Source organism: Streptomyces sp. R11 (assembly GCF_041051905.1).
Classification (GTDB): Bacteria; Actinomycetota; Actinomycetes; order Streptomycetales; family Streptomycetaceae; genus Streptomyces.
The window spans coordinates 6,777,527-6,800,218 of record NZ_CP163432.1; the positions used below are offsets into that span (position 1 = coordinate 6,777,527).

Here is a 22,692-nt window from a genome sequence, read left to right on the forward strand (position 1 = left end):
GGATGCGAGTTCAGCAGGACGGGCGACACACGCAGCCCGCATAGCGGACGAGGTCCATATGGACCCTCCGCCACAGGCGCACACAGGTGTCGGTCACGATCCGGAGTACACCACGCCGGTGCGGGCCGGTCAACTCACTGTCACTATGCGGACCGCGCAGTGACAGTGAGTGCTGCTCTCCGATCCGGTGAAGGTCGGTTCCCTACGACAGGGACAGCGCGAGCCTCCTTCGACGTCAGCGCGAGTTCGACGTCAGCGCGAGCCGGCCGCAGCCCCGGCCTCCGCCGAGGCCCCCGCTTCCGCCTCCGCCGCCCCGGACTGTGCCTTGCCCGGTCCGCCCAGCGCCGCCTCGGCTGCCGCGTACAGACCGGTCGGCCGCACTCCGCTCAAGGCCGTCACCAGATGACCGTCGGGCCGCACCAGCAGGACCGAATGCGCGGCCGCTCCCGGATAGGCCTCCGCGACCAGCAGCTCGGCTCGGTACGGCAATGCCGTCACCGCGGCCGCCAGCCGAGGCATGATCCCGGCGGTCGCCCAGTGCTTGCGCTCCCAGACGCCCGTGCCGGGCGCGATCAGCAGGACCAGCAGCGCACCGCGCCCGAGCCGGTCGCGCAGCTGTACGAAGGAGCCGTCCTCCGCCGTGACCCGCACGTCCACGACCGGCGCACCGCGCGGCGTGTTCACCGGGACCTCGCCCTCCAGGGGCCCGGGTGCGAGCGGCGAGTCGGCGTACGTCCCCAGCGCACCGATCGCGCCGTGCCCCAGGTGGCCGTCCATCAGCAGCGCGTCATGACCTCGGGCGGAGCCGGGGACGTAGGCGCGCAGCCCACCGCCGCCGCGCAGCAGCGGCAGCGCCTGGTCCGCGGCACGCAGCCGGGCGGCGACGACGGCGCGCCGCTCCGCCTGGTAGCTGTCGAGCAGCGCCTCGTGCGGCCCGTGGTGCCAGGCCGGTGCCAGCTTCCAGGCGAGGTTGTCGGCGTCCCGCAGCCCCTCGTCGAGCCCGTGCGTGCCGAGCGTGCCGAGGCAGTGCGCCGCGTCCCCGGCGAGAAAGACGCGGCCCACGCGCCAACGGCGGGCCAGGCGGTGGTGGACCGTGTGAACCCCGGTGTCGAGGAGTTCGTACGGCGGCGTCGGCCCACCGGTCCAGCCGGCGAGCGTCTCCCGGATACGAGCCACCAGCAGCTCGGGTGTGACCAGGTCCTTGCCCGGCGGAAGCAGCCAGTCCAGGCGCCACACCCCGTCCGCGAGCGGTCGTCCGGTGACCTCCCCTGCCGAAGGTCCGGACATCCGCCACGGCGGCATCCGATGAAGCAACGCCTGACCTTCCCACGGAAGTTCCGTGCGCAGCGCTGCCACGGCGTGTCGCTCCACTGCCGTACGGCCGGGAAAGCGGATGTCCTGGAGTTTGCGCACGGTCGAGCGCGGGCCGTCGCAGCCGACCAGGTAACTGCCGCGCCACCATGTGCCCTTGGGGCCACGGGTGTGGGCGGTCACACCCGATGGCTCCTGCTCGACGGCGTCCAGGCGGCTGTCCACGGCGATCTTGACGAGTGGTTCGCCTTCGAGGGCCGCGCGCAGGGCGCCGGTGAGCACGTGCTGGGCGATGTGCAGGGGTGCGGGATTCGCGACGCCCTCGGGACCGGCCGCCGCGTCGTCGAACGTGACCTCGCGCATCACCTGCTTGCGGCGCATTGCCCGCCATCCGGCCCAGCGGGCCCCGGCTTCGGCGACAGGCACACCCGTCAGGCGCTCCATGAGGGCGGTGGTGTCCTCGCGCAGGACGACGGTGCGCGCGAGGCGGGGTTCGTCCTTGCCGGGCCCCTCGTCGAGGACGACGGACGGCACCTCCTGGCGGGCCAGCGCCAGGGCGAGCGTGAGCCCCACGGGCCCCGCTCCGACGATGATCACCGGATCCACGGCGCGGCGCCCCCTGCCCGCAGCGGTGTCCCGAGGGACGCAAGTGAACAGAAAGTTGGAGCAGGGTGCACGATCACAGAACGTATGCAACCCATTGCCGGTGCTTGCGTCAAGTGACGGAGGGCAGTGGCGATCATGCCACTGCCCTCCGTGTTGTTCATGCCACTTGACTGTTCATCAGATCGCAACGGCTCCTGGGCTGATCATCGGATGGAGCCGTCGGCGCCGGTTCCGAAAGTTCCACCCGTCGCCGCCGGGTTGAGCTCCTCCATGTCCTCGGCGCTGAGGACCGCGCCCGTGCTCTTCTTGCTGCGCCGCAGCCTCTTCTCCAGCCAGCTCGCGAAGCTGGTGAGGATGAAGTTGAGAACGATGTAGATGATCGCCACCACGATGAAGCTGGGGATGACGTTGGCGTAGAAGGCTGCCAGGGTCTGGCGCGCGTTGAGCAGCTCGGTGAACCCGATCATCACGCCGCCCAGCGCGGTGTCCTTGACGATGACCACGAGCTGGCTGACGATGGCCGGCAGCATGGCGGTGACGGCCTGCGGCAGCAGGATGGTCCGCATCGTCTGGCCCTTGCGCAGTCCGATCGCCATGGCGGCCTCGGACTGCCCCTTGGGCAGGGAGAGGATGCCGGCCCGTACGACCTCGGCCAGGACGGACGCGTTGTAGAGCACCAGGCCGGTGACGACCGCGTACAGAGGCCGCTGCTCGCTGCTGACGTCCGTCCAGCGGTTGTAGAACTCGTTGGCGAACAGCATCAGCAGCAGGACCGGGATCGCCCGGAAGAACTCGACCACCCAGGCGGCCGGAAGCCGGACCCACCGGTGGTCGGACATGCGCGCGATGCCGAAGAGCGCGCCCAGCGGAAGGGCGATCACCATGGCCAGTGCCGCGGCCTTCAGCGTGTCGACGAGACCCGGCAGCAGATAGGTCGTCCAGGCCGGCGACTCGGTGAACGGCTTCCACAGGGCCCATTCCAGCTGGCCCTTTTCGTCCATCGTGTCCCAGATGAACCACGCGAGCAGTGCGAGCAGCGCGAAGAAGACCACCGAGATGAGCACATTGCGCCGCTTGGCGCGGGGGCCCGGAGCGTCGTAGAGAACGGAGGTCATCGCTTCACCGCCAGTCGCTTGCTCAGCCAACCGAGGAAGAGGCCGGTGGGCAGGGTCAATACCACGAAACCGAAGGCGAAGACCGCGCCGATCAGCACCGTCTCAGCCTCGTTCTCGATCATTTCCTTCATCAGGTAGGCGGCCTCTGCCACGCCGATCGCGGCCGCGACGGTGGTGTTCTTGGTCAGGGCGATCAACACGTTGGCCAGCGGGCCGATGACCGAGCGGAGGGCCTGCGGCAGGATGATCAGCCGGAGGGTCTGACTGAATGTCAGCCCGATGGCGCGGGCGGCCTCGGCCTGGCCGAGCGGCACGGTGTTGATACCGGAGCGAATCGCCTCGCAGACGAAGGCCGCGGTGTAGGCGACGAAACCGAGGATCGCCAGGCGGAAGCCCCGGACGCCGAAGTCGGAGGCGCCCATCGTCACGCCGAAGATGTCGGCGAGGCCGAGCGAGGTGAAGATGATGATGACCGTCAGGGGGATGTTCCGGACGATGTTCACATAGGCCGTGCCGAACCCGCGCATGAGCGGAACCGGGCTGACCCGCATCGCGGCCAGGAGAGTGCCGAGGATCATGGAACCGATGGCGGAGAAGAACGTGAGCTTCACCGTCATCCAGAAGGCACCCAACAGGGTCGGGTCGTTGTAGTCAGAAAGAAAATCGAACACGATCTCCCGCGCTTCCGGGTGGGTGGCGAACGTGGATAGCGCGGCGCGCCGCCGCCCTGATCGCGGTGGACGGCGGCGCGCCGATGGATCCCTGCGCTACTGGACGATGACGCCGATCTTCGGGGCCTGCTCGTTCTTGTAGTTGGCAGGACCGAAGTTCGCGTCGACTGCCTTCTTCCAGGAGCCGTCGCTGACCATCTTCTCCAGCGCGGCGTTGACCTTGTTTACGGTCTCAGTGTCGCCCTTCTTGACACCAACGCCGTAGTTCTCGTTGCTCAGCTTGAGGCCGGCGAGCTTGAACTGGCCCTTGTACTGCTCCTGCGCGGCGTAGCCGGCGAGGATCGAGTCGTCCGTGGTCAGGGCGTCCACGGAACCGCTCTGGAGGCCGGCGATGCACTCCGAGTAGCCGCCGGTCTCCTTCAGGTTGGCCTTCGGGGCGAAGTCGTTCTTGACGTTCTGCGCCGAGGTGGAACCGGTGACCGAGCACAGGTTCTTGCCGTTGAGGTCGGTGGCCTCGGAGATGTCCGAGTCGGTCTTGACCAGCAGGTCCTGGTGGGCCAGCAGGTACGGGCCGGCGAAGTCGACCTTCTCCTTGCGCTCGTCGGTGATCGAGTACGTCGCCGCGATGAGCTTCACGTCGCCACGGGCGAGCGCGTTCTCACGGTCGGCGCTCTTCGTCTCGATGAACTCGATCTGGTCGGGCTCGTAGCCGAGCTCCTTCGCCACGTACGTGGCGACGTCGACGTCGAAGCCGGAGAAGGTGCCGTCGGGCTCCTTCAGGCCCAGACCGGGCTGGTCGTACTTGATGCCGATCTTGATCTTGTCGCCACCCCCGGAGCCAGACCCGCTGTCGCTGTCGCCGTCACCACCGCAGGCGGTGGCGGTGAGGGCGAGGACGACGGCAGCGGCGGCCGCGGCGGAGACCTTGCGGAGCTTCATGGTGAACATCCTTTGTGTGGAGAAGAGATGCGTGCCGTCAGGAGCGGCGGTTGACGCAGGTCGTCGGCTGCGAGTTGCAGGCCGTCAGTCCGTCAGTGGTGCAGGATCTTGGACAGGAAGTCCTTGGCGCGGTCGCTGCGCGGGTTGCTGAAGAACTGGTCCGGCACAGCTTCTTCGACGATCTTGCCGTCTGCCATGAACACCACTCGATTGGCGGCCGAACGGGCGAAGCCCATCTCGTGGGTGACGACGATCATGGTCATGCCATCCCGGGCGAGCTGCTGCATGACCTCCAGGACCTCGTTGATCATCTCCGGGTCGAGAGCCGACGTCGGCTCGTCGAAGAGCATGACCTTGGGGTCCATGGCCAACGCTCGGGCGATGGCCACACGCTGTTGCTGGCCGCCGGAGAGCTGGGCAGGGTACTTGTCCGCCTGGCTGGCCACACCCACTCGGTCGAGCAGGGCGCGGGCCTTGTCCTCGGCGGCCTTCTTGTCCGCTTTGCGGACCTTGGTCTGTCCCAGCATCACGTTCTCGAGCACGGTCTTGTGCGCGAAAAGGTTGAAGGACTGGAAGACCATTCCGACGTCGGCACGCAGCTTGGCAAGCGCCTTGCCCTCAGCGGGCAGCGGCTTGCCGTCGATGGAGATCGCGCCGGAGTCGATCGTCTCGAGGCGGTTGATGGTGCGGCACAGGGTGGACTTCCCGGACCCGGAGGGTCCGATGACCACGACGACCTCACCGCGGGCGATCGTCAGGTCGATGTCCTGGAGCACGTGCAACGCGCCGAAGTGCTTGTTCACGTTCTTCAGGACGACCAGGTCGCCGGTCGCGGCCGCATCTTCCTTGGCCACCGATACTTCGGTCATCGCTCTCAGGCTCCGTCCTCCTCGGTTTCGGAGGACAGTAGTAACCGTATCCGACCTGCGTCATTAGTTCTGAGGGGAATCTGAGCATCACGATCCGATAGCAATCGGACACGTGTCGTAGCACTTGCGACCTGGGCGCGTACCGGCTGGATAACGGAAGCCGCGCGCAACCGGAACCCACTTGACGGCGTCATCGTCCATCAGCGTGACTTCCTTGGTGCACTCGCGCGCGTGCACGCACTGTGTACCTGTCCGAATCGTACGTCCGATGAATCGAAGGAGGCCGGCATGAGACTGCTCCTCGTCGAGGACGACAACCACGTCGCCGCCGCGCTGTCCGCGGTCCTGGCACGTCACGGTTTCGACGTCACGCACGCGCGTAGCGGCGAGGAGGCCCTCCAGGCGCTCGTCCCCGAGGGCAACGGCTTCGGTGTCGTCCTCCTCGACCTCGGCCTGCCGGACCAGGACGGTTACGAGGTCTGCGGCAAGATCCGCAAGCGCACCAGCACCCCGGTGATCATGGTGACCGCGCGCTCGGACGTCCGTTCGCGTATTCATGGCCTCAACCTCGGTGCCGACGACTACGTGGTGAAGCCGTACGACACCGGAGAGCTGCTCGCCCGGATCCACGCCGTCAGCCGGCGCACCGTTCAGGAGGACACCGGGACGGGCGGCGACGGCGTGCTGCGCCTGGGCGCCGTACACATCGAACTGCACACCCGCCAGGTGAGCGTCGGCGGTTCGGTAATCCAACTGACCCGCAAGGAGTTCGATCTGCTCGCCCTGCTCGCCCAGCGCCCCGGCGTGGTCTTCCGGCGGGAGCAGATCATCAGCGAGGTGTGGCGCACGAGTTGGGAGGGGACCGGGCGCACTCTTGAGGTGCATGTGGCGTCCCTGCGCGCCAAGCTGCGCATGCCGGCGCTGATCGAGACCGTACGCGGCGTCGGCTACCGGCTCGTCGCCCCGGCCTCGTAGCGGGCAAGGGTGCGCACTCGTCTTCTCCCGCTGCTCATCGTCCTGATGGCGGCTGTCCTGCTCGCCCTCGGCGTACCGCTGGCCATCAGCCTGGCCGCGGCCCAGCAGCAGAAGCTGGTCGTCGACCGTATCGACGACACCGCGTACTTCGCGGCCATCGCACGGCCCGCCGCCGACACCGCCAGCTCCGGATCGCGCGACGAGCTGCGCATCCTCAGCCGGGAACTCGAGAGCTACTACGAGGTCTACGGCATCCGCGCCGGCGTCTTCCTGCCCAACGACACGCCCCTGGCCAACGGGCCGACCACGTGGTTCCTGCCCGAGACCGGCGCGGAGCGCGACGCCTTCGAGGAGTCGCTGCTGAGCCGGCGCAGCCACGACCCCAAGCAGGTGTGGCCCTGGCAGCGCAACCGGCTCGTCATCGCCTCACCGGTCATCCGGGACGGTGACGTCGTCGCGGTCGTGGTCACCGACTCGCCCACCGGACAGATGCGTTCGCGGATCCTGCACGGCTGGCTGATCATCGGCGCGGGCCTGACGGCCGCGATGCTGGTGGCCGTCGGGGCCGCCCTCAGGCTGACCGGCTGGGTGCTCAGGCCGGTGCGCGTGCTGGACGTGACCACGCACGAGATCGCGAGCGGCCGCCTGAAGTCCCGTGTCGCGGTTGCCAGCGGTCCGCCGGAACTTCGGCGGCTGGCCCGGTCGTTCAACGAGATGGCGGACAACGTCGAGGACGTGCTGGAGCAGCAGCGCGCTTTCGTCGCCGACGCATCGCACCAGCTGCGCAACCCGCTCGCGGCGCTGCTGTTGCGCATCGAACTGCTCGCTTTCGAGCTACCGGAGGGCAATGAGGAGATCGCTTCGGTCCAGGCCGAGGGCAAGCGCCTGGCGCAGGTCCTGGACGACCTGCTCGACCTGGCCCTCGCCGAGCACACCGCCGCCGACCTCCGGCTGACCGACGTCGGCGCGCTGACCGCCGAGCGCGTCGCGGCCTGGGCGCCGACCGCCGAGGCCAAGGGCGTCCGGCTGGTGGGGACCTGCCCACCCACCACCGCCTGGGCCGACCCGGTGGCGCTGTCCAGCGCGCTGGACGCGGTGATCGACAACGCGGTCAAGTTCACGCCCAAGGACGAGCGCGTCGAGGTGACCGTCACGTCCAACGGCAATACGTCCACCATCGAGGTCACCGACAACGGCCCCGGCCTCACCGACGAGGAAATCGCCCGCATCGGAGACCGCTTCTGGCGCAGCGGACGGCACCAGAACATCAAGGGCTCGGGCCTGGGCCTGTCGATCTCGCGGGCGCTGCTCGCGGCGGGCGGCGGCTCGATCTCGTACGGCCACCATGAACCGCACGGGTTGCGGGTGACGGTGGCCGTACCCAGGTCGGGGCCGACGCCTTAGCGGGGCTGACCGGGTCCTTGGCGGGGCTGACCGGATCCGGTCCGGCTGCTCGACCATGCCCGCGGTTCGGCGGAGCCCTACGGCTTCACCGAGCGGTAGTAGTTCCGAGCCCCGGCGTGCAGGGTCAGGGGGTTGGTGTAGATCGCCGTGCGCAGGTCGACGAGTTGCGCGGAGTGGACGTGGGCGCCGATGCCGTCGCGACTCTTGATCACCGTCCGGGTCAGCCATTCGGTGAGCCGGGGGTCCATGTCCTTGCGGGTGATCAACAGGTTGGAGACGGCGATCGTGGGCACCGTGTCGCCGTTCTGGATGGTCGGGTAGGCCGACTCCGGCATGTTGGTCGCCCGGTAGAAGTGGGCCGCATCGCCCTGGGCGTGCACCTTTGCGACGAGGTCGGCGTCGATCGGCACGAACCGGAACGCGGAGGTCTCGGCGATCTGCTCCAGCCCGCCCGTGGGCACCCCGCCCGACCAGAAGAACGCGTCGAGCTCGTGCCCCAGCCGCTTGGGCCCGGTGTCGATGCCGTCCGACCTGGGCGTGATGTCCTTCTCCGGGTCGATGCCTGCGGCCTCCAGTACACGCGTGGCGATCAGCCGCACGCCGGAGTTCGGCAGCCCTATGGCCACCCGCTTGCCCTTGAGGTCCGCGACGGAGCGGATGTCCGAGTCCGGCGGGACGACGAGCTGTACGTAGTCGTCGTACAGCCGGGCGACGCCGCGGAGCCGGTCCATGACGGGCTTGTCGTCGATCCGGTACGTGTCCACCGCGTCGGCGGCGGCGATCGTGAAGTCGGCCTTGCCGGTCGCCACACGCTCGACGTTCTCCTGGGACCCGGCGCTGGTCAGCAGCCGCACCTTCAGCTGCGGCATGTCCTTGGCGAGCTCCTCGCGCAGAAGCTCGCCGTACTCCTGATACACCCCCGCGCGCGTCCCCGTACTGAAAGTGATCGTCCCGCTCGGCGACTCCTCACCGAGGGGCAGCAGCCACCACAGCAGCAACCCGAGGGTCACGACCCCGGCCGCCGCGCCCTGCAGGGCCCGGCGCCTGCTGATGCGGGTGAGTGCCTTGGACATGTCCGCGATCCTGCCAGCAGGAACGCGATGCTGACCAGGGCAGGGGTCACAGGCGGACGATGCGGAGGGGGCGGGGAGGGCCGACGATCGACGGCGATCGGCCTCCGCCACCGGCCCGCGTCAGCACCGTCAGCGGCGGTCGCATCCGCGGCGAGGACGGTACGACCCGGCTGTAGGACCCGACTGTCAGACCCCGCCGATAAAGTCGCCGCATGAGTTCCTCTCCCGCCAAGCTGGTCCGTGAATTCCACCTCGCCTTCGGTCTCGACGCCCGCAGTACACCGACCGAGGTCCCCCCGGAACTCGCCGCCCACCGTGGGGAACTGCTCGCCGAGGAGGCCGCGGAGGTCGCCGAGGTGGCCGTCACCGGCCCCCTCGACAAGCTCGCGCACGAGCTGGCCGACGTGGTCTACGTCGCGTACGGCACGGCCCTGGTCCACGGCATCGACCTCGACGCCGTCCTCGCCGAGATCCACCGGTCCAACATGACCAAGCTGGGCCCCGACGGCCGGGTCGCCCGCCGGGCCGACGGCAAGGTCCTCAAGGGCGAGCACTACCAGGTACCGGACGTGTCGAGCGTGCTGCGCCGCCAGGGGTGGGGCGGCGACGGGGCTTGACCGGCCCGGCGACGGACGGCCGGGCGCTCACGGCGTAACCGTCTCGGGCCGGGGCAACGGGCTTTCACGACCGCATACCCTTGTCCCATGAGCAGCAGCGACCGGAGCCAGGCAGTGGGCGTGAAGACATACGAGGTGCGCACCTACGGGTGCCAGATGAACGTCCACGATTCCGAGCGATTGTCCGGGCTGCTCGAAGACGCCGGTTACGTGCGCGCACCCGAGGGCTCGGACGGCGACGCCGACGTAGTGGTCTTCAACACCTGCGCGGTCCGTGAGAACGCCGACAACAAGCTGTACGGCAACCTCGGCCACCTCGCGCCGAAGAAGACCCAGCGGCCCGGCATGCAGATCGCGGTCGGCGGCTGCCTCGCGCAGAAGGACCGCGACACCATCGTGAAGCGGGCGCCCTGGGTGGACGTCGTCTTCGGCACGCACAACATCGGCAAGCTGCCCGTCCTGCTGGAACGCGCCCGCGTGCAGGAGGAGGCGCAGGTCGAGATCGCCGAGTCGCTGGAGGCGTTCCCGTCGACGCTGCCGACCCGGCGCGAGAGCGCCTATGCGGCCTGGGTGTCGATCTCCGTCGGCTGCAACAACACCTGCACGTTCTGCATCGTCCCGGCGCTGCGCGGCAAGGAGAAGGACCGCCGTCCCGGCGACATCCTCGCCGAGGTAGAGGCCCTGGTCGCCGAGGGCGTCAGCGAGATCACTCTGCTCGGCCAGAACGTCAACGCCTACGGCTCCGACATCGGCGACCGCGAGGCGTTCAGCAAGCTGCTGCGGGCCTGCGGGAACATCGACGGCCTGGAGCGCGTCCGCTTCACGTCCCCGCACCCGCGCGACTTCACCGACGACGTCATCGCCGCCATGGCCGAGACGCCGAACGTGATGCCGCAGCTGCACATGCCGCTCCAGTCCGGCTCGGACACGGTCCTGAAGGCGATGCGCCGCTCCTACCGCCAGGAGCGCTACCTGGGGATCATCGAGAAGGTCCGCGCCGCCATCCCGCACGCCGCGATCACGACCGACATCATCGTGGGCTTCCCCGGCGAGACGGAGGAGGACTTCGAGCAGACGCTGCACGTGGTCCGCGAGGCCCGCTTCGCGCAGGCGTTCACCTTCCAGTACTCCAAGCGCCCCGGCACCCCCGCGGCCACCATGGAGGACCAGATCCCCAAGGAGGTCGTCCAGGCGCGCTACGAGCGTCTCGTTGCCCTCCAGGAGGAGATCTCCTGGGAGGAGAACAAGAAGCAGGTCGGCCGCACCTTCGAGTTGATGGTCGCCGAGGGCGAGGGTCGCAAGGACGGCGCCACCCACCGCCTGTCCGGGCGCGCCCCCGACAACCGCCTGGTCCACTTCACCAAGCCGGAGCAGGAGGTCCGCCCCGGCGACGTGGTGACCGTCGAGATCACGTACGCCGCTCCGCACCACCTCCTCGCCGAGGGCGCCGTCCTGGACGTGCGCCGCACGCGCGCGGGTGACGCCTGGGAGAAGCGCAACACCGCCGAGGCCGCCAAGCCCGCGGGTGTGATGCTCGGCCTTCCGAAGATCGGCGTCCCGGCTCCGCTGCCGGTGGCGGCGGGGAGCGGCTGCGGCTGCGACTGAGGCGTTCACGGTCCTCGACCTGACCGGGGTGCTCATCGCGGAGTGACACCCGGCCGACTCGCGGGGTTACCCTGCCGATCATGCTTGTCGCTGCCGCAGTCTGCCCCTGCCCGCCTCTCCTCGTCCCGCAGGTCGCCGCGGGCGCCGCACCCGAGCTGGACGCCGCGCGGGCGGCGTGCACGGACGCGCTCGGCGTCCTCGCAGCCGCCCGGCCCGACCTCCTCGTGGTCGTCGGATCCGCCGAGGAGAGCGGCCACGGGACGTACGCGGAAGGTACGCCGGGCTCGTTCCGGGGCTTCGGCGTGGACGTCGACGTACGACTGGGGGCGCCGGCTGCGGAGGAGCCGCGGCGCGCGCTGCCGACCTCGCTCGCCGTTGCGGCGTGGCTGCTGGAGCGGACCACCTGGTCGGACGCCCCGATCGAGGGACTCGGTGTGAGGGAACCTCTTGAGGCCGAGCGGTGTATCGATATCGGAAGGGACATCGCCGCTCGAGCCGACCGGGTGGCGATGCTGGTGATGGGCGACGCCAGTGCCTGCCGCACGCTCAAGGCTCCCGGCTACCTCGATGAGCGGGCGGCGCCCTTCGACGCGTCCGTCGCGCGTGCCTTCGGCGAGGCGGACGTGGCCGCCCTCAAGGAGCTGGACACCGAGCTCGCGCGCGAGCTGAAGGTCTCCGGCCGAGCCTCCTGGCAGGTCCTCGCGGGCGCTGCCGAGGAGGCGGGTCTTGGGGGCGCCTTGCTGTACGAGGACGCACCGTACGGCGTGGGGTACCTGGTCGCGACCTGGTCATAGCCCACGTCGGCCTGGTCGTTGCGCACGTCGACGCCGGTCGCAGGGGCACACCGGCACCGTCCGGGAAACGGCGGACGGCCGGGAGCGGTCAAGCTCCGCGGCCGTCCGGCGATGTGCCGTTCAGGTGGTCGGCGGGGGTGCGTCCGGCGGCGGTGTGCTGCTGCCGGTCGCCGTGCCGTCGTCCTTGTGCGCGAGTCGGCCCATGGCACCCTTGGCCTTGCCCGTGCCCGTGTGGATCTTGTCGCTGTACTTGCCCTTGGTCCGATGGTCGACGGCCCTAGCGGCCTTGTCGAGGCCATGATGGACCTGCTCCTCGTGCCGCTGCGCGAAGTCGGAGACCTTGTCCTTGGCCGGGGCGAGTTTGGCTTTCAAGTTGTGCATCAGACCCATGCTTCACCTTCCCGCGCGGGGCAGTTACGTGCGGGCGCCCTCGCCGGCCTCACTGTCGGCCGCCTCGTCGGCGGACTGCTGCTTCGGGATCTCGACGCCGTCGTCGGCATCGGCATCGGCCTCGACGGCCTCCGCCGCCGTCGACTCGGCCGCGTTCTCAGCCTTGGTCTCGGCCGACCCCTTCGCCTCCGCCGCCTCTTCCGCCGCCGGCTCGGCCGTTGGTGTGTCGGCCTGGGCCTCGGCGGTTGACGCCTCGTCCGTAGCCTTCGACCTCCGGAAAAGTCGTGCGAAAACGCCCATATCCACTCCATACGTTACTCGTGCGGGCGAAATCCCGCGTCGGCCGGTGCGTCCGTTTGCGCCCCCGGGTCGCCGCCTCCTCGAAACCGGCGGCGAAAACCTCGCAACAGGCAACGACCCCGCGCGTGTGCCGTCACGTAACTCGTTCGAGGCCACCCCGTGAGGTTTGCGAGACTGGTGCGGTGAGTAGCGCACCCCTCGCCCCCCGTGTCATCGCCGTAGTCGGACCCACCGCGGCCGGAAAGTCCGATCTGGGCGTCTTCCTCGCCCAGCAGCTCGGGGGTGAGGTCGTCAACGCCGACTCCATGCAGCTCTACCGAGGGATGGACATCGGCACCGCCAAGCTGACGCCCGAGGAGCGCGCGGGCGTGCCGCACCACCTCCTGGACATCTGGGACGTCACCGTCACGGCGTCCGTCGCCGAGTACCAGCGGCTCGCGCGGGAGCGGATCGACGCACTGCTCGCCGAGGGGCGGTGGCCGATCCTGGTGGGCGGCTCGGGGCTGTACGTCCGTGGCGCCGTCGACAACCTGGAGTTCCCCGGCACCGACCCCGAGGTCAGGGCCGGGCTCGAGGAGGAGCTCGCGCTGCGCGGATCCGGCGCGCTGCACGCCCGCCTCGCCGCCGTCGACCCCGAAGCCGCGCAGGCGATCCTGCCCAGCAACGGGCGCCGTATCGTCCGGGCTCTCGAGGTGATCGAGATCACCGGCCAGCCCTTCACGGCCAACCTCCCCGGCCATGACTCGATCTACGACACGGTCCAGATCGGCGTCGACGTGGCCCGACCCGAGCTGGACGAGCGCATCGCGCGCCGGGTCGACCGGATGTGGGACGCCGGGCTCGTGGACGAGGTCCGCGAGCTGGAGGCGCAGGGGTTGCGCGAGGGGCGTACGGCCTCGCGCGCGCTCGGCTACCAGCAGGTCCTCGCGGCGCTCGCCGGGGAGTGCACGCTGGAAGAGGCACGGAACGAGACCGTACGCGCCACCAAGCGCTTCGCGCGCCGTCAGGATTCATGGTTCAGGCGCGACCCGCGGGTGCACTGGCTCAGTGGGGCTGCGGCAGATCTCACAGAACTTCCGCATCTCGCACTGGCGTTGGTCGAACGACCGGTTACAGCCTGATCACGTGATTGCATCGGGACGCTCCGGCCGTCATCCCGGCCTCCGGCGCCGTGCCATCATCGAGCTTCGATCGACCAAGTGGAGTCCGAGTTGGGAGGGCGCGTGGCGATGGAGGCCGGCCCTCGCGACACCGCACAAGGCACCGAGAACGTCACCGCCGACCGGGACGAACCGGAGCGGGACGGCGACCGTCTGAGCCCGGACCTGGAGGACGAGACCGAGGGTGGCGTCACCGACGACGGTCCCGAGCCCGAGGAGATGTACGCCGGCGGCCCGGAGGTCGAGGTCGAGCTGCGCCCGCAGCGCCGACTGCGCATCTGGCAGCTCGCGCCCATCGTTTCCCTTGCGGCGGTCGGCTCCCTGATGTTCGCGTTCCCGCTGGCCTTCGACTTCGGCGACAGCGGGGCCGTGATCGCCATGCTGGGGCTCCTGATCTGCTCCTGCGCGGCCGGCTGGGGCATGATGGCCGCCCGCCGCGTCGGCTACACCTGGCCGGGGCTGCCGCAGCGGGGCTCCGGGCGCAGACCGGACTGGCGGGTCGTGATCGCGTATGCCCTGGTCGTCGCCGCAATCGTCGTTCTGGCCGTGTGGCGAGTGGCGCGCCTGCGCTGACGCAGTCGCCGGACAGGCTCTCTTTTCGGCTCTGTCATAGCGGCACCGTACGATCGAGGAATGAGCACGCGGATCGCCTTCCTCAAGGGTCACGGCACCGAGAACGACTTCGTGATCGTCCCGGACCCCGAGAACGCCGTCGACCTGCCCCCGACCGCCGTCGCCGCCCTGTGCGACCGCCGCGCGGGCATCGGTGGTGACGGGCTGCTGCACGTCGTGCGGTCCGCGGTGCACCCCGAGGCCAAGGACATGGCGGCCGAGGCCGAGTGGTTCATGGACTACCGTAACGGCGACGGCTCGATCGCGGAGATGTGCGGCAACGGCGTGCGCGTCTTCGCGCGCTACCTCCAGCGTGCCGGACACGTCACCGAGGGGGACCTCGCGGTCGCCACCCGCGGGGGCGTGAAGACCGTGCACATCGCCAAGGACGGTGACGTGACGGTCGGCATGGGCAAGGCGCTGCTCCCCGAAGGAGACGTCACGGTCCGCGTCGGTGAGCGCAGCTGGCCCGCGCGGAACGTGAACATGGGCAACCCGCACGCGGTCGCCTTCGTGGACGACCTCGCGCACGCCGGCGACCTGTTCTCCCCGCCGCCGTTCAGCCCGGCCTCGGCCTACCCGGACGGTGTCAACGTCGAGTTCGTCGTCGACCGGGCACCCCGGCACGTCGCGCTGCGCGTGCACGAGCGCGGTGCCGGCGAGACCCGGTCGTGCGGCACGGGCGCGTGCGCCGTCGCCGTGGCCGCCGCGCGGCGGGACGGGGCCGACCCGGCTGTCACCGGCGCCCCCGTGACGTACATCGTCGATGTGCCCGGAGGCACCCTGGTGATTACCGAGCGACCCGATGGCGAGATCGAGATGACCGGCCCCGCGGTGATCGTGGCCGAAGGTGAGATCGACGCGGAGTGGCTGGAAACATTCGCCCGTTGAGCTTTTCCCCGACTCGGCAGCAGAGCCGTACAGGTGGGCCGCGGCCCGAGACTTCGGGCGCGGGGAGCCCGGGTGTGTTCGAGATCACGAACGACAGCTGGCCGTATGGCGCAAAAACGTAAACCCATCAACCCTCGCTCGAATGGGTGATCCGTTTCACGCTCGGCGAGAGGCGGTCAGTCGCACGTGATGGGCTCGGTAGCATCAAGCACCGGCCCGGACGGGGGAGATGTCGTCGTCCCCTGAGCCGTGTCCGCCATGGGGCACCCCGTTCGCCGGTCCACGCAGCCGGAGGTGCCCATGAGTGCGGAGGCCACGAATCCCGCGACGCCAGGCCCGGTAGCAGGCCCTGTGACGCCTGCCGTGCCACGCAGGAAGGCCCGCGCACGCATCGACCTGCGCCGCCTCGGCCGGGCGGCGCTGCTCGGCCCCGCCGCGCGCGGTCGGCTGCCCGACGCGATCGGCCATGTCGTCGACGCCCACCGGGCCCACCATCCCGACGCCGACCTCGAACCACTGCGCCGCGCCTATGTGCTGGCGGAGTCCTCGCACCGCGGCCAGATGCGCAAGAGCGGCGAGCCGTACATCACGCACCCGCTCGCGGTGACCCTGATCCTCGCCGAACTCGGCGCCGAGACCACCACCTTGACGGCGTCCCTGCTCCACGACACCGTCGAGGACACCGACGTGACGCTCGATCAGGTCGGTGAGCAGTTCGGCGCGGAGGTCCGCTTCCTCGTCGACGGCGTGACCAAGCTGGAGAAGGTCGACTACGGCGCCGCCGCCGAGCCCGAGACCTTCCGCAAGATGCTCGTCGCGACCGGCAACGACGTCCGCGTGATGTCGATCAAACTCGCCGACCGGCTGCACAACATGCGCACCCTCGGTGTGATGCGCCCCGAGAAACAGGCCCGCATCGCCAAGGTGACCCGCGACGTCCTCATCCCGCTCGCCGAGCGGCTCGGCGTCCAGGCGCTCAAGACGGAACTCGAAGACCTGGTCTTCGCGATCCTGCACCCCGAGGAGTACGAGCACACACGGGAGTTGATCGTCGGCAACGTCGCGCGCGCCGACGATCCGCTCGCCGAGATGGCCGACGAGATGCGCAAGGTCCTGCGCGAGGCCGGCATCCAGGCGGAAGTCCTCATCAGGCCACGGCACTTCGTCTCCGTGCACCGGGTGTCCCGCAAGCGCGGCCGGCTCCGCGGCTGCGACTTCGGGCGGCTGCTGGTCCTGGTGAGCGAGGACGCGGACTGTTACGGCGTCCTGGGTGAGCTGCACACCTGTATGACGCCGGTCGTCTCGGAGTTCAAGGACTTCATCGCCGTCCCCAAGTTCAACCTGTACCAGTCGCTGCACACGGCCGTCTCCCGCGCGGACGGCCAGGTCGCCGAAGTCCTCATCCGGACCCACCAGATGCACAAGGTCGCCGAGGCCGGTGTCGTAGCGCTCGGCAATCCCTACGCGCACCCTTCGGAGGAGCAGGCCGCGTCGAGTGCCGGGGAGCGCGCCGACCCCACGCGCCCCGGCTGGCTGTCCCGCCTCCTCGACTGGCAGGAGGCCGCCCCCGACCCGGACACCTTCTGGTCCACGCTGCGTGAGGACCTGGCGCAGGACCGTGAGATCACCGTGTTCCGGCCCGATGGCGGCACCCTCGGCCTGCCCGAGGGCGCGACCTGTGTGGACGCCGCGTACGCCCAGTACGGCGAGGACGCGCACGCGTGCATCGGCGCCCGCGTCAACGGCCGCCTGGCGACCCTCAGCACGGTGCTGCGGGACGGCGACACCGTCCAGCTCCTGATGGGCCAGGATCCGGCCTCGGAGCCCTCCAGGGAGTGGCTGGAGCACGCCCACACGCCCGCCGCGCGGATCGCGATCCAGCGGTGGCTGACCACCCATCCCCAGCAGAGCGACGCCGCCGAGGAGCCTGTGACGCAGTTCCGGTCCTCGGTCGAGGAATCGGGGAGCGCGTCGGCCGACGCGGACGGCCCGGCCGTACGGCTGGCCGCCGAGGGGCCACTCGGGCGACCCGCCGCCAGCGTCCTCGTCGACCGTCCCGGCGCGACCGTACGCCTCGCCGGTTGCTGCACACCCGTGCCGCCCGACGAGGTCGCCGGGTTCTCCGTGCGCGGGGGAGTGGTGACGGTTCATCGCGTCGAGTGCGCGGCGGTGGCGCGTATGAAGAGCGCTGGGCGCGCGGAGGTCGACGTGCGCTGGGGCGACACCACCGAGTGCCGGGTCACCCTGGTCGCCGAATCGTTCGTTCGCCCCCACCTCCTGGCGGACCTCACCGAAGCCATGGCCCTGGAGGGCGCGGAGATCGTCTCGGCCACGGTCGAACCCCCGACTCAGCAGCGCGTGCGCCACACGTACACGGTTCAACTGCCGGACGCGGCGCTGCTGCCCGGGCTCATGCGGGCGATGCGGAACGTGGCGGGCGTGTACGACGTGACAAGGGCCCAGCCGCAGACGCAGGGGGCGTGAGGGGCGCGCGGGGGTGCCTCGAGGGCCGGGGGACGTCGGCCTTCACGCCGGGTCGTCCCCCCCCCCCCCCGGGCGGCCGTTCACCGGCCGTTTCCGTGGCAATTCCCCAAAGGCTTGCACCCACTTGACATACCCGTTCGAGTGGGCCGGTCGCGCGGCGTCAACGCCGCGCACGCGCGCGCTGATAGCCGTGGGTGCATGCTGCTCACTCCCCGCACCAAGGCTCAGGGACCAATCCCTGGCGCTCCTCGCACCCGTCCCGGATCCCGGAGGCGACGCAAGGCGCTCGCGCTGTTCGCCGCAACCGCCTCCTTCGGTCTCCTCGCCGCCAGCGCCCCCGTCACACCCCTGGGCATCGGCGATCGCCTCTTCCCGAACCTGGGCAACCCCGGCTACGACGTGGCGTCGTACGACCTGTCCTTCCGCTACTCCGGCTCCAACGACAAGCCCCTCCAGGCTGTCACCACGATCGACGCGTGGACGACCGAGGACCTGGACCGCGTCAACCTGGACTTCGCCCACGGAAAGGTCGAGTCCGTCGAGGTCGACGGGGAGCCGGCGACGTTCCGCAGCGCCGGTGAGGATCTCGTCGTCACGCCCGAGGAGCCCTTGTCCGACGGCAGCTGGACGCAGATCACCGTGCGGCACACCAGCGATCCCGTGTACGCGAAGGGCCGCGACGGCGGGTGGGTGCAGACCTCGGACGGCCTCGCGATGGCCAACCAGGCCGACGCCGCGCACGTCGTGTTCCCGTGCAACGACCACCCGTCCGACAAGGCCATGTTCACCATCCGGGTCACCGCGCCCAAGGGCTACACCGCCGTCGCGAACGGCCTGCCGACCGGCGTGGACCGTGAGGGCGGCGCGACGACATGGACGTACCGCACCCGGCACCCCATGGCGACCGAGCTCGCCCAGGTGTCCATCGGCCGCTCCACGGTGGTGCACCGCACCGGCCCGCACGGGCTGCCCCTACGGGACGTCGTGCCCACCAAGGACCGCAAGCAGCTCGAACCGTGGCTGAAGAAGACCCCCGGCCAGATCTCCTGGATGGAGAGCAAGATCGGCCGGTACCCCCTCGAGACATACGGCCTGCTCATGGCGGACGCCGCCACCGGCTTCGAACTCGAGACCCAGACGCTCTCCCTCTTCGAGAGGGACCTCTTCACCGAGGTCGCCTACCCGAAGTGGTACATCGAGTCGATCATGGTGCACGAGCTGGCGCACCAGTGGTTCGGCGACAGCGTCAGCCCGCGCACCTGGTCCGACCTGTGGCTCAGCGAGGGGCACGCCACCTGGTACGAGGCCCTGTATGCGGCGGAGAAGGCGGGCAGGCCGATGGAGGCACGGATGAAGGCCGCGTACGCCGCGTCCGACCGCTGGCGTACGGCCGGCGGACCGCCCGCGGCACCCAAGGCGGCGGCCGCCGGCAAGAAGAACGGCATCTTCCGGCCGAACGTCTACGACGGCGCGGCCCTGGTCCTGTACGCCCTCCGTCAGGAGATCGGCGCCCCGGCCTTCGAGCGCCTGGAGCGCGCCTGGGTGAAGCGCCACAAGGACCGTTCCGCCACGACCGCGGACTTCGTCGCGCTCGCGGAGGACATCTCCGAACGCCAGCTCGACGGCTTCATGCACGCCTGGCTGTACGGCAAGAAGACCCCGCCGATGCCCGGGCAGCCGGAGTGGAAGTCCGCGGACCCCGAGAAGGCTGCGAAGAAGGCGGCCTCTGGGAAGGCGGCCAAGAAGGTGGCTTCCGGGAAGGCGGCCAAGAAATCGGGCGCCGGGAACATGGCCCAGAAGGCCGGCTCCAAGAAGGCGGCCGACAAATAAGCCGGTGACGAGACGTGCCGTGCCGTGCGACCATTTTCCGGTCGGCACGGCACACGGGAATCTCCTGAGGCGCTCGTGCGTTGTGAGCAGTGACGGACAGTTTTCGGGCCACGGATTCGGTCCGGGAAGCGACTGTCACTGCCACCGTCGCCGCAAGCGGATTCCCATCGACGTAAGGACCCAATGACCTCCTCTTCTTCCCCTTCCCAGGACACGCAGCGCGCCGCGCACACTTATCCCGAAGGTCTTCGGGCCGATGCCCTGATGGAAGAGGACGTCGCCTGGAGCCACGAGATCGACGGAGAGCGGGACGGCGACCAGTTCGACCGCTCCGACCGCGCGGCTCTGCGCCGTGTGGCGGGCCTCTCCACCGAGCTCGAGGACGTCACCGAGGTCGAGTACCGCCAGCTCCGCCTGGAGCGGGTCGTGCTCGTCGGTGTCTGGACCTCGGGGACCGTGCAGGATGCGGACAACTCCCTCGCGGAGCTCGCCGCCCTCGCGGAGACCGCGGGTGCGCTGGTGCTCGACGGCGTGATCCAGCGCCGTGACAAGCCCGACGCGGCCACCTACATCGGCTCCGGCAAGGCCGAGGAGCTGCGGGACATCGTGCTGGAAACCGGCGCCGACACCGTCATCTGCGACGGTGAGCTCAGCCCCGGCCAGCTCATCCACCTCGAAGACGTCGTCAAGGTCAAGGTCATCGACCGTACGGCCCTGATCCTCGACATCTTCGCCCAGCACGCCAAGTCCCGAGAGGGCAAGGCGCAGGTCGCGCTCGCGCAGATGCAGTACATGCTGCCGAGGCTGCGCGGCTGGGGTCAGTCGCTGTCCCGGCAGATGGGCGGCGGCAAGGGCGGCGGGCTCGCCACCCGTGGTCCCGGTGAGACCAAGATCGAGACGGACCGGCGACGGATCCGCGAGAAGATGGCGAAGATGCGCCGTGAGATCGCGGAGATGAAGACCGGCCGCGAGATCCAGCGCCAGGTACGCCGGCGCAACAAGGTGCCGTCGGTCGCCATCGCGGGCTACACCAACGCGGGCAAGTCCTCGCTGCTCAACCGCCTCACAGGCGCGGGTGTGCTGGTCGAGAACGCCCTGTTCGCGACCCTCGACCCGACCGTGCGCCGGGCCGAGACCCCGGGCGGACGGCTCTACACGCTGGCCGACACCGTCGGCTTCGTACGACACCTGCCTCACCACCTTGTCGAGGCGTTCCGCTCCACGATGGAGGAGGTCGGCGATTCCGACCTGATCCTGCACGTGGTGGACGGTTCGCACCCGAACCCGGAGGAGCAGCTGGCCGCCGTGCGCGAGGTGATCAGGGACGTCGGCGCCACCGACGTACCGGAGATCGTCGTGATCAACAAGGCGGACGCGGCAGACCCCCTGACGCTGCAGCGGCTGCTGCGGATCGAGACGCGTTCGATCGCGGTCTCGGCCCGCACCGGCCAGGGCATCGACGAGCTGCTCGCGCTGATCGACAACGAGCTGCCCCGCCCGTCCGTCGAGATCGAGGCACTCGTGCCGTATACGCACGGCAAGCTGGTCGCCCGCGCCCACACCGAGGGCGAGGTGATCTCCGAGGAGCACACCCCGGAGGGCACGCTGCTCAAGGCGCGGGTGCACGAGGAGCTGGCGGCGGATCTCGCGCCGTACGTTCCGGCGCCGACCGCGTGAGCCGTCGTAAGCCGACCGCCTGAGTCGCTGTGGAACAGCGGCCCGGGTTGCCGTAGCAACGCCGAAGGCCCGCCTCCTGTTGCAGGGGAGCGGGCCTTCAGTACGTACGTGTCCCTACTTGCGCGTCACCGACCGCCGTACGTCCTGCTCATGTGCTGGTACACCGCCTCGGCGCCGGCACCCAGCTGCGGGCCCGCAAGCCAGGTGTTGTCCTCAGGGCCGATCGAGGTGTTGGACACCAGCTTGGTCTCGCCGTTCACGACACGGATCCAGCCGCCGCCCGACGAACCGCCGGTCATGGTGCAGCCGATGCGGTACATCGTCGGCAGGGCCGGACTGAGCGAGAACCGGCCGGGCTGGTCGAGGCACTTGAACATCTGCAGACCGTTGTACGGCGGCGCCGCCGGGTAGCCCCAGGCGCCCATCGTGCCGGCCTCGGCCGCCCCCGGCGCCGAGAAGTCCACGTCGAGTGCGGCGCCGACCGTCTCCTCGAGCGACTTGGAGCCCTGCTCCGGCTTCACATGCAGCACGGAGTAGTCGTACGCGGCACCCGCGCCGCCCGTCTCCGAGCCGCCCTGGATCCACTCGTTCGAGGTCGAGACCCAGTCGGCCCACCAGTTGCCGTACGGCGCGACCTCCGCAGGCGTGGCGTTGCCAAGCTGCGCCTCTGACTTGCCGAGGTCGTTGTAGGACGGGACGAAGACGATGTTGCGGTACCAGCCGCCGTTGCCACCGGCGTGCACACAGTGACCGGCAGTCCAGACCAGGTTGGATTTGCCGGGGTGGTTGACGTCCTTGACGACCGTGCCGGAGCACACGGCAGGGCCGTCGGGGGAGTCGAAGAAGACCTTGCCGACCGGGGCCGCGTTGTCGTGGTACGGCGTCTTCTCGGCCGTGGCCCGGACGGGCGCCGGCTCCGGGTCGCTCACACCCTGGTCGGCCGAGGCGTCCTGTGTGGTGACCGTCTTGTTGGCCTCCTTCGCGGACTGCATCCGCTCAGGCTTCCAGAGGCCCTCGATCACCGGGTTGACGAAGTCCGTGGCCTCGCTGAGCCACTTGTCCTTGTCCCAGTCCTTCCAGCCGCCGCTGGTCCACTTGTCGACATCGATACCGTGCTTCTCGAGCTTGTCCGCGATGTCGGCCGGGATCTGGATCTTGTCGTCGCCGAGGCCGGCGGCCTGGGACGCGGCGGCGTCGGCCCGGTCGCTCGCCGAGCCCTCCGCCGAGCCCTCACAAGCGGTCGCGGTGAGCGCCAGGACGGCCACGAGGCCGGTGGCGACGAGGACGGAGCGCCGTCCTCTGCGCGGAGCTGTGGGCATATGTGTGGAACGCATGGTGCGGTAACCCCCGTTGGAACGTGCCGTGCCGT

At 69.8% G+C, this 22,692-nt stretch carries 21 protein-coding genes; 11 read left to right on the plus strand and 10 right to left on the minus strand.

The window, feature by feature from the left end; genetic code table 11:
• Positions 1 to 10: 10 nt before the first annotated feature.
• The 6 genes from AB5J55_RS31280 to AB5J55_RS31305 all read right to left on the minus strand — a co-directional run bounded on the left by AB5J55_RS31280 (position 11) and on the right by AB5J55_RS31305 (position 5,511).
• On the minus strand, positions 11 to 97 hold the full coding sequence (locus AB5J55_RS31280) for a putative leader peptide (RefSeq protein ID WP_313960178.1): 87 nt from the start codon (positions 95 to 97) through the stop codon (positions 11 to 13).
• A 155-nt stretch (positions 98 to 252) separates the two neighbouring features.
• The gene (locus tag AB5J55_RS31285) at positions 253 to 1,917 is read right to left on the minus strand and encodes an FAD-dependent monooxygenase (RefSeq protein WP_369273814.1); all 1,665 of its coding nucleotides are present in this window, start codon (positions 1,915 to 1,917) and stop codon (positions 253 to 255) included.
• Positions 1,918 to 2,120: 203 nt separating this feature from the next.
• Positions 2,121 to 3,032: an amino acid ABC transporter permease gene (locus AB5J55_RS31290; RefSeq protein ID WP_369273815.1), complete on the minus strand. Its 912-nt coding sequence runs from the start codon at positions 3,030 to 3,032 to the stop codon at positions 2,121 to 2,123.
• Positions 3,029 to 3,703: an amino acid ABC transporter permease gene (locus AB5J55_RS31295; protein WP_369273816.1), complete on the minus strand. Its 675-nt coding sequence runs from the start codon at positions 3,701 to 3,703 to the stop codon at positions 3,029 to 3,031. The genes AB5J55_RS31290 and AB5J55_RS31295 overlap by 4 nt, the downstream gene beginning before the upstream one ends.
• Before the next feature lie 96 nt (positions 3,704 to 3,799).
• The gene (locus AB5J55_RS31300) at positions 3,800 to 4,642 is read right to left on the minus strand and encodes a glutamate ABC transporter substrate-binding protein (RefSeq protein WP_369273817.1); all 843 of its coding nucleotides are present in this window, start codon (positions 4,640 to 4,642) and stop codon (positions 3,800 to 3,802) included.
• Between the two features lie 92 nt (positions 4,643 to 4,734).
• Complete coding sequence (locus AB5J55_RS31305; RefSeq protein ID WP_369273818.1) at positions 4,735 to 5,511, minus strand: amino acid ABC transporter ATP-binding protein; 777 nt, start codon at positions 5,509 to 5,511, stop codon at positions 4,735 to 4,737.
• 288 nt (positions 5,512 to 5,799) lie between these two features.
• On the opposite strand from AB5J55_RS31305, the gene AB5J55_RS31310 reads away from it, so the two are divergent.
• Both AB5J55_RS31310 and AB5J55_RS31315 read left to right on the plus strand, forming a co-directional pair.
• The gene (locus AB5J55_RS31310) at positions 5,800 to 6,486 is read left to right on the plus strand and encodes a response regulator transcription factor (RefSeq protein WP_369273819.1); all 687 of its coding nucleotides are present in this window, start codon (positions 5,800 to 5,802) and stop codon (positions 6,484 to 6,486) included.
• A gap of 9 nt (positions 6,487 to 6,495) precedes the next feature.
• Complete coding sequence (locus AB5J55_RS31315) at positions 6,496 to 7,890, plus strand: ATP-binding protein (RefSeq protein ID WP_369273820.1); 1,395 nt, start codon at positions 6,496 to 6,498, stop codon at positions 7,888 to 7,890.
• 77 nt (positions 7,891 to 7,967) lie between these two features.
• On the opposite strand, the gene AB5J55_RS31320 is transcribed toward AB5J55_RS31315, so the two are convergent.
• Complete coding sequence (locus AB5J55_RS31320; RefSeq protein WP_369273821.1) at positions 7,968 to 8,963, minus strand: TAXI family TRAP transporter solute-binding subunit; 996 nt, start codon at positions 8,961 to 8,963, stop codon at positions 7,968 to 7,970.
• A gap of 212 nt (positions 8,964 to 9,175) precedes the next feature.
• Between AB5J55_RS31320 and AB5J55_RS31325 the strand changes: the two genes are divergently transcribed.
• The 3 genes from AB5J55_RS31325 (at position 9,176) to AB5J55_RS31335 (ending at position 11,979) form a co-directional block, all read left to right on the plus strand.
• The gene (locus AB5J55_RS31325; RefSeq protein ID WP_369273822.1) at positions 9,176 to 9,580 is read left to right on the plus strand and encodes a MazG nucleotide pyrophosphohydrolase domain-containing protein; all 405 of its coding nucleotides are present in this window, start codon (positions 9,176 to 9,178) and stop codon (positions 9,578 to 9,580) included.
• Positions 9,581 to 9,667: 87 nt separating this feature from the next.
• Positions 9,668 to 11,185, plus strand: coding sequence for a tRNA (N6-isopentenyl adenosine(37)-C2)-methylthiotransferase MiaB (miaB, locus tag AB5J55_RS31330; RefSeq protein ID WP_369273823.1), 1,518 nt, complete (start codon positions 9,668 to 9,670; stop codon positions 11,183 to 11,185).
• 80 nt (positions 11,186 to 11,265) lie between these two features.
• Positions 11,266 to 11,979 (plus strand): class III extradiol dioxygenase subunit B-like domain-containing protein, encoded by a 714-nt coding sequence (locus AB5J55_RS31335; protein ID WP_369273824.1) that lies wholly within the window; start codon positions 11,266 to 11,268, stop codon positions 11,977 to 11,979.
• Between the two features lie 120 nt (positions 11,980 to 12,099).
• On the opposite strand, the gene AB5J55_RS31340 is transcribed toward AB5J55_RS31335, so the two are convergent.
• Together AB5J55_RS31340 and AB5J55_RS31345 are read right to left on the minus strand one after the other, a co-directional pair.
• The gene (locus AB5J55_RS31340) at positions 12,100 to 12,369 is read right to left on the minus strand and encodes an antitoxin (RefSeq protein WP_369273825.1); all 270 of its coding nucleotides are present in this window, start codon (positions 12,367 to 12,369) and stop codon (positions 12,100 to 12,102) included.
• A 24-nt stretch (positions 12,370 to 12,393) separates the two neighbouring features.
• Positions 12,394 to 12,669: a hypothetical protein gene (locus tag AB5J55_RS31345; RefSeq protein WP_369273826.1), complete on the minus strand. Its 276-nt coding sequence runs from the start codon at positions 12,667 to 12,669 to the stop codon at positions 12,394 to 12,396.
• A gap of 182 nt (positions 12,670 to 12,851) precedes the next feature.
• Here AB5J55_RS31345 and miaA point away from each other — a divergent pair, with 182 nt between their 5' ends.
• The 6 genes from miaA to hflX all read left to right on the plus strand — a co-directional run bounded on the left by miaA (position 12,852) and on the right by hflX (position 21,323).
• Positions 12,852 to 13,790 (plus strand): tRNA (adenosine(37)-N6)-dimethylallyltransferase MiaA, encoded by a 939-nt coding sequence (gene miaA, locus AB5J55_RS31350; protein WP_369273827.1) that lies wholly within the window; start codon positions 12,852 to 12,854, stop codon positions 13,788 to 13,790.
• 108 nt (positions 13,791 to 13,898) lie between these two features.
• Positions 13,899 to 14,402: a hypothetical protein gene (locus AB5J55_RS31355; RefSeq protein WP_369276346.1), complete on the plus strand. Its 504-nt coding sequence runs from the start codon at positions 13,899 to 13,901 to the stop codon at positions 14,400 to 14,402.
• A 60-nt stretch (positions 14,403 to 14,462) separates the two neighbouring features.
• On the plus strand, positions 14,463 to 15,332 hold the full coding sequence (dapF, locus tag AB5J55_RS31360) for a diaminopimelate epimerase (protein ID WP_369273828.1): 870 nt from the start codon (positions 14,463 to 14,465) through the stop codon (positions 15,330 to 15,332).
• 300 nt (positions 15,333 to 15,632) lie between these two features.
• The gene (locus tag AB5J55_RS31365; RefSeq protein WP_369273829.1) at positions 15,633 to 17,816 is read left to right on the plus strand and encodes a bifunctional (p)ppGpp synthetase/guanosine-3',5'-bis(diphosphate) 3'-pyrophosphohydrolase; all 2,184 of its coding nucleotides are present in this window, start codon (positions 15,633 to 15,635) and stop codon (positions 17,814 to 17,816) included.
• 198 nt (positions 17,817 to 18,014) lie between these two features.
• Positions 18,015 to 19,646 (plus strand): M1 family metallopeptidase, encoded by a 1,632-nt coding sequence (locus AB5J55_RS31370; protein WP_369273830.1) that lies wholly within the window; start codon positions 18,015 to 18,017, stop codon positions 19,644 to 19,646.
• Between the two features lie 183 nt (positions 19,647 to 19,829).
• Positions 19,830 to 21,323 carry a GTPase HflX gene (hflX, locus tag AB5J55_RS31375; RefSeq protein WP_369273831.1) on the plus strand — a complete coding sequence of 498 codons (1,494 nt, stop codon included), beginning with the start codon at positions 19,830 to 19,832 and terminating at the stop codon, positions 21,321 to 21,323.
• A gap of 125 nt (positions 21,324 to 21,448) precedes the next feature.
• On the opposite strand, the gene AB5J55_RS31380 is transcribed toward hflX, so the two are convergent.
• Positions 21,449 to 22,657 carry a serine protease gene (locus tag AB5J55_RS31380; protein WP_369273832.1) on the minus strand — a complete coding sequence of 403 codons (1,209 nt, stop codon included), beginning with the start codon at positions 22,655 to 22,657 and terminating at the stop codon, positions 21,449 to 21,451.
• Between the last annotated feature and the right edge of the window lie 35 nt (positions 22,658 to 22,692).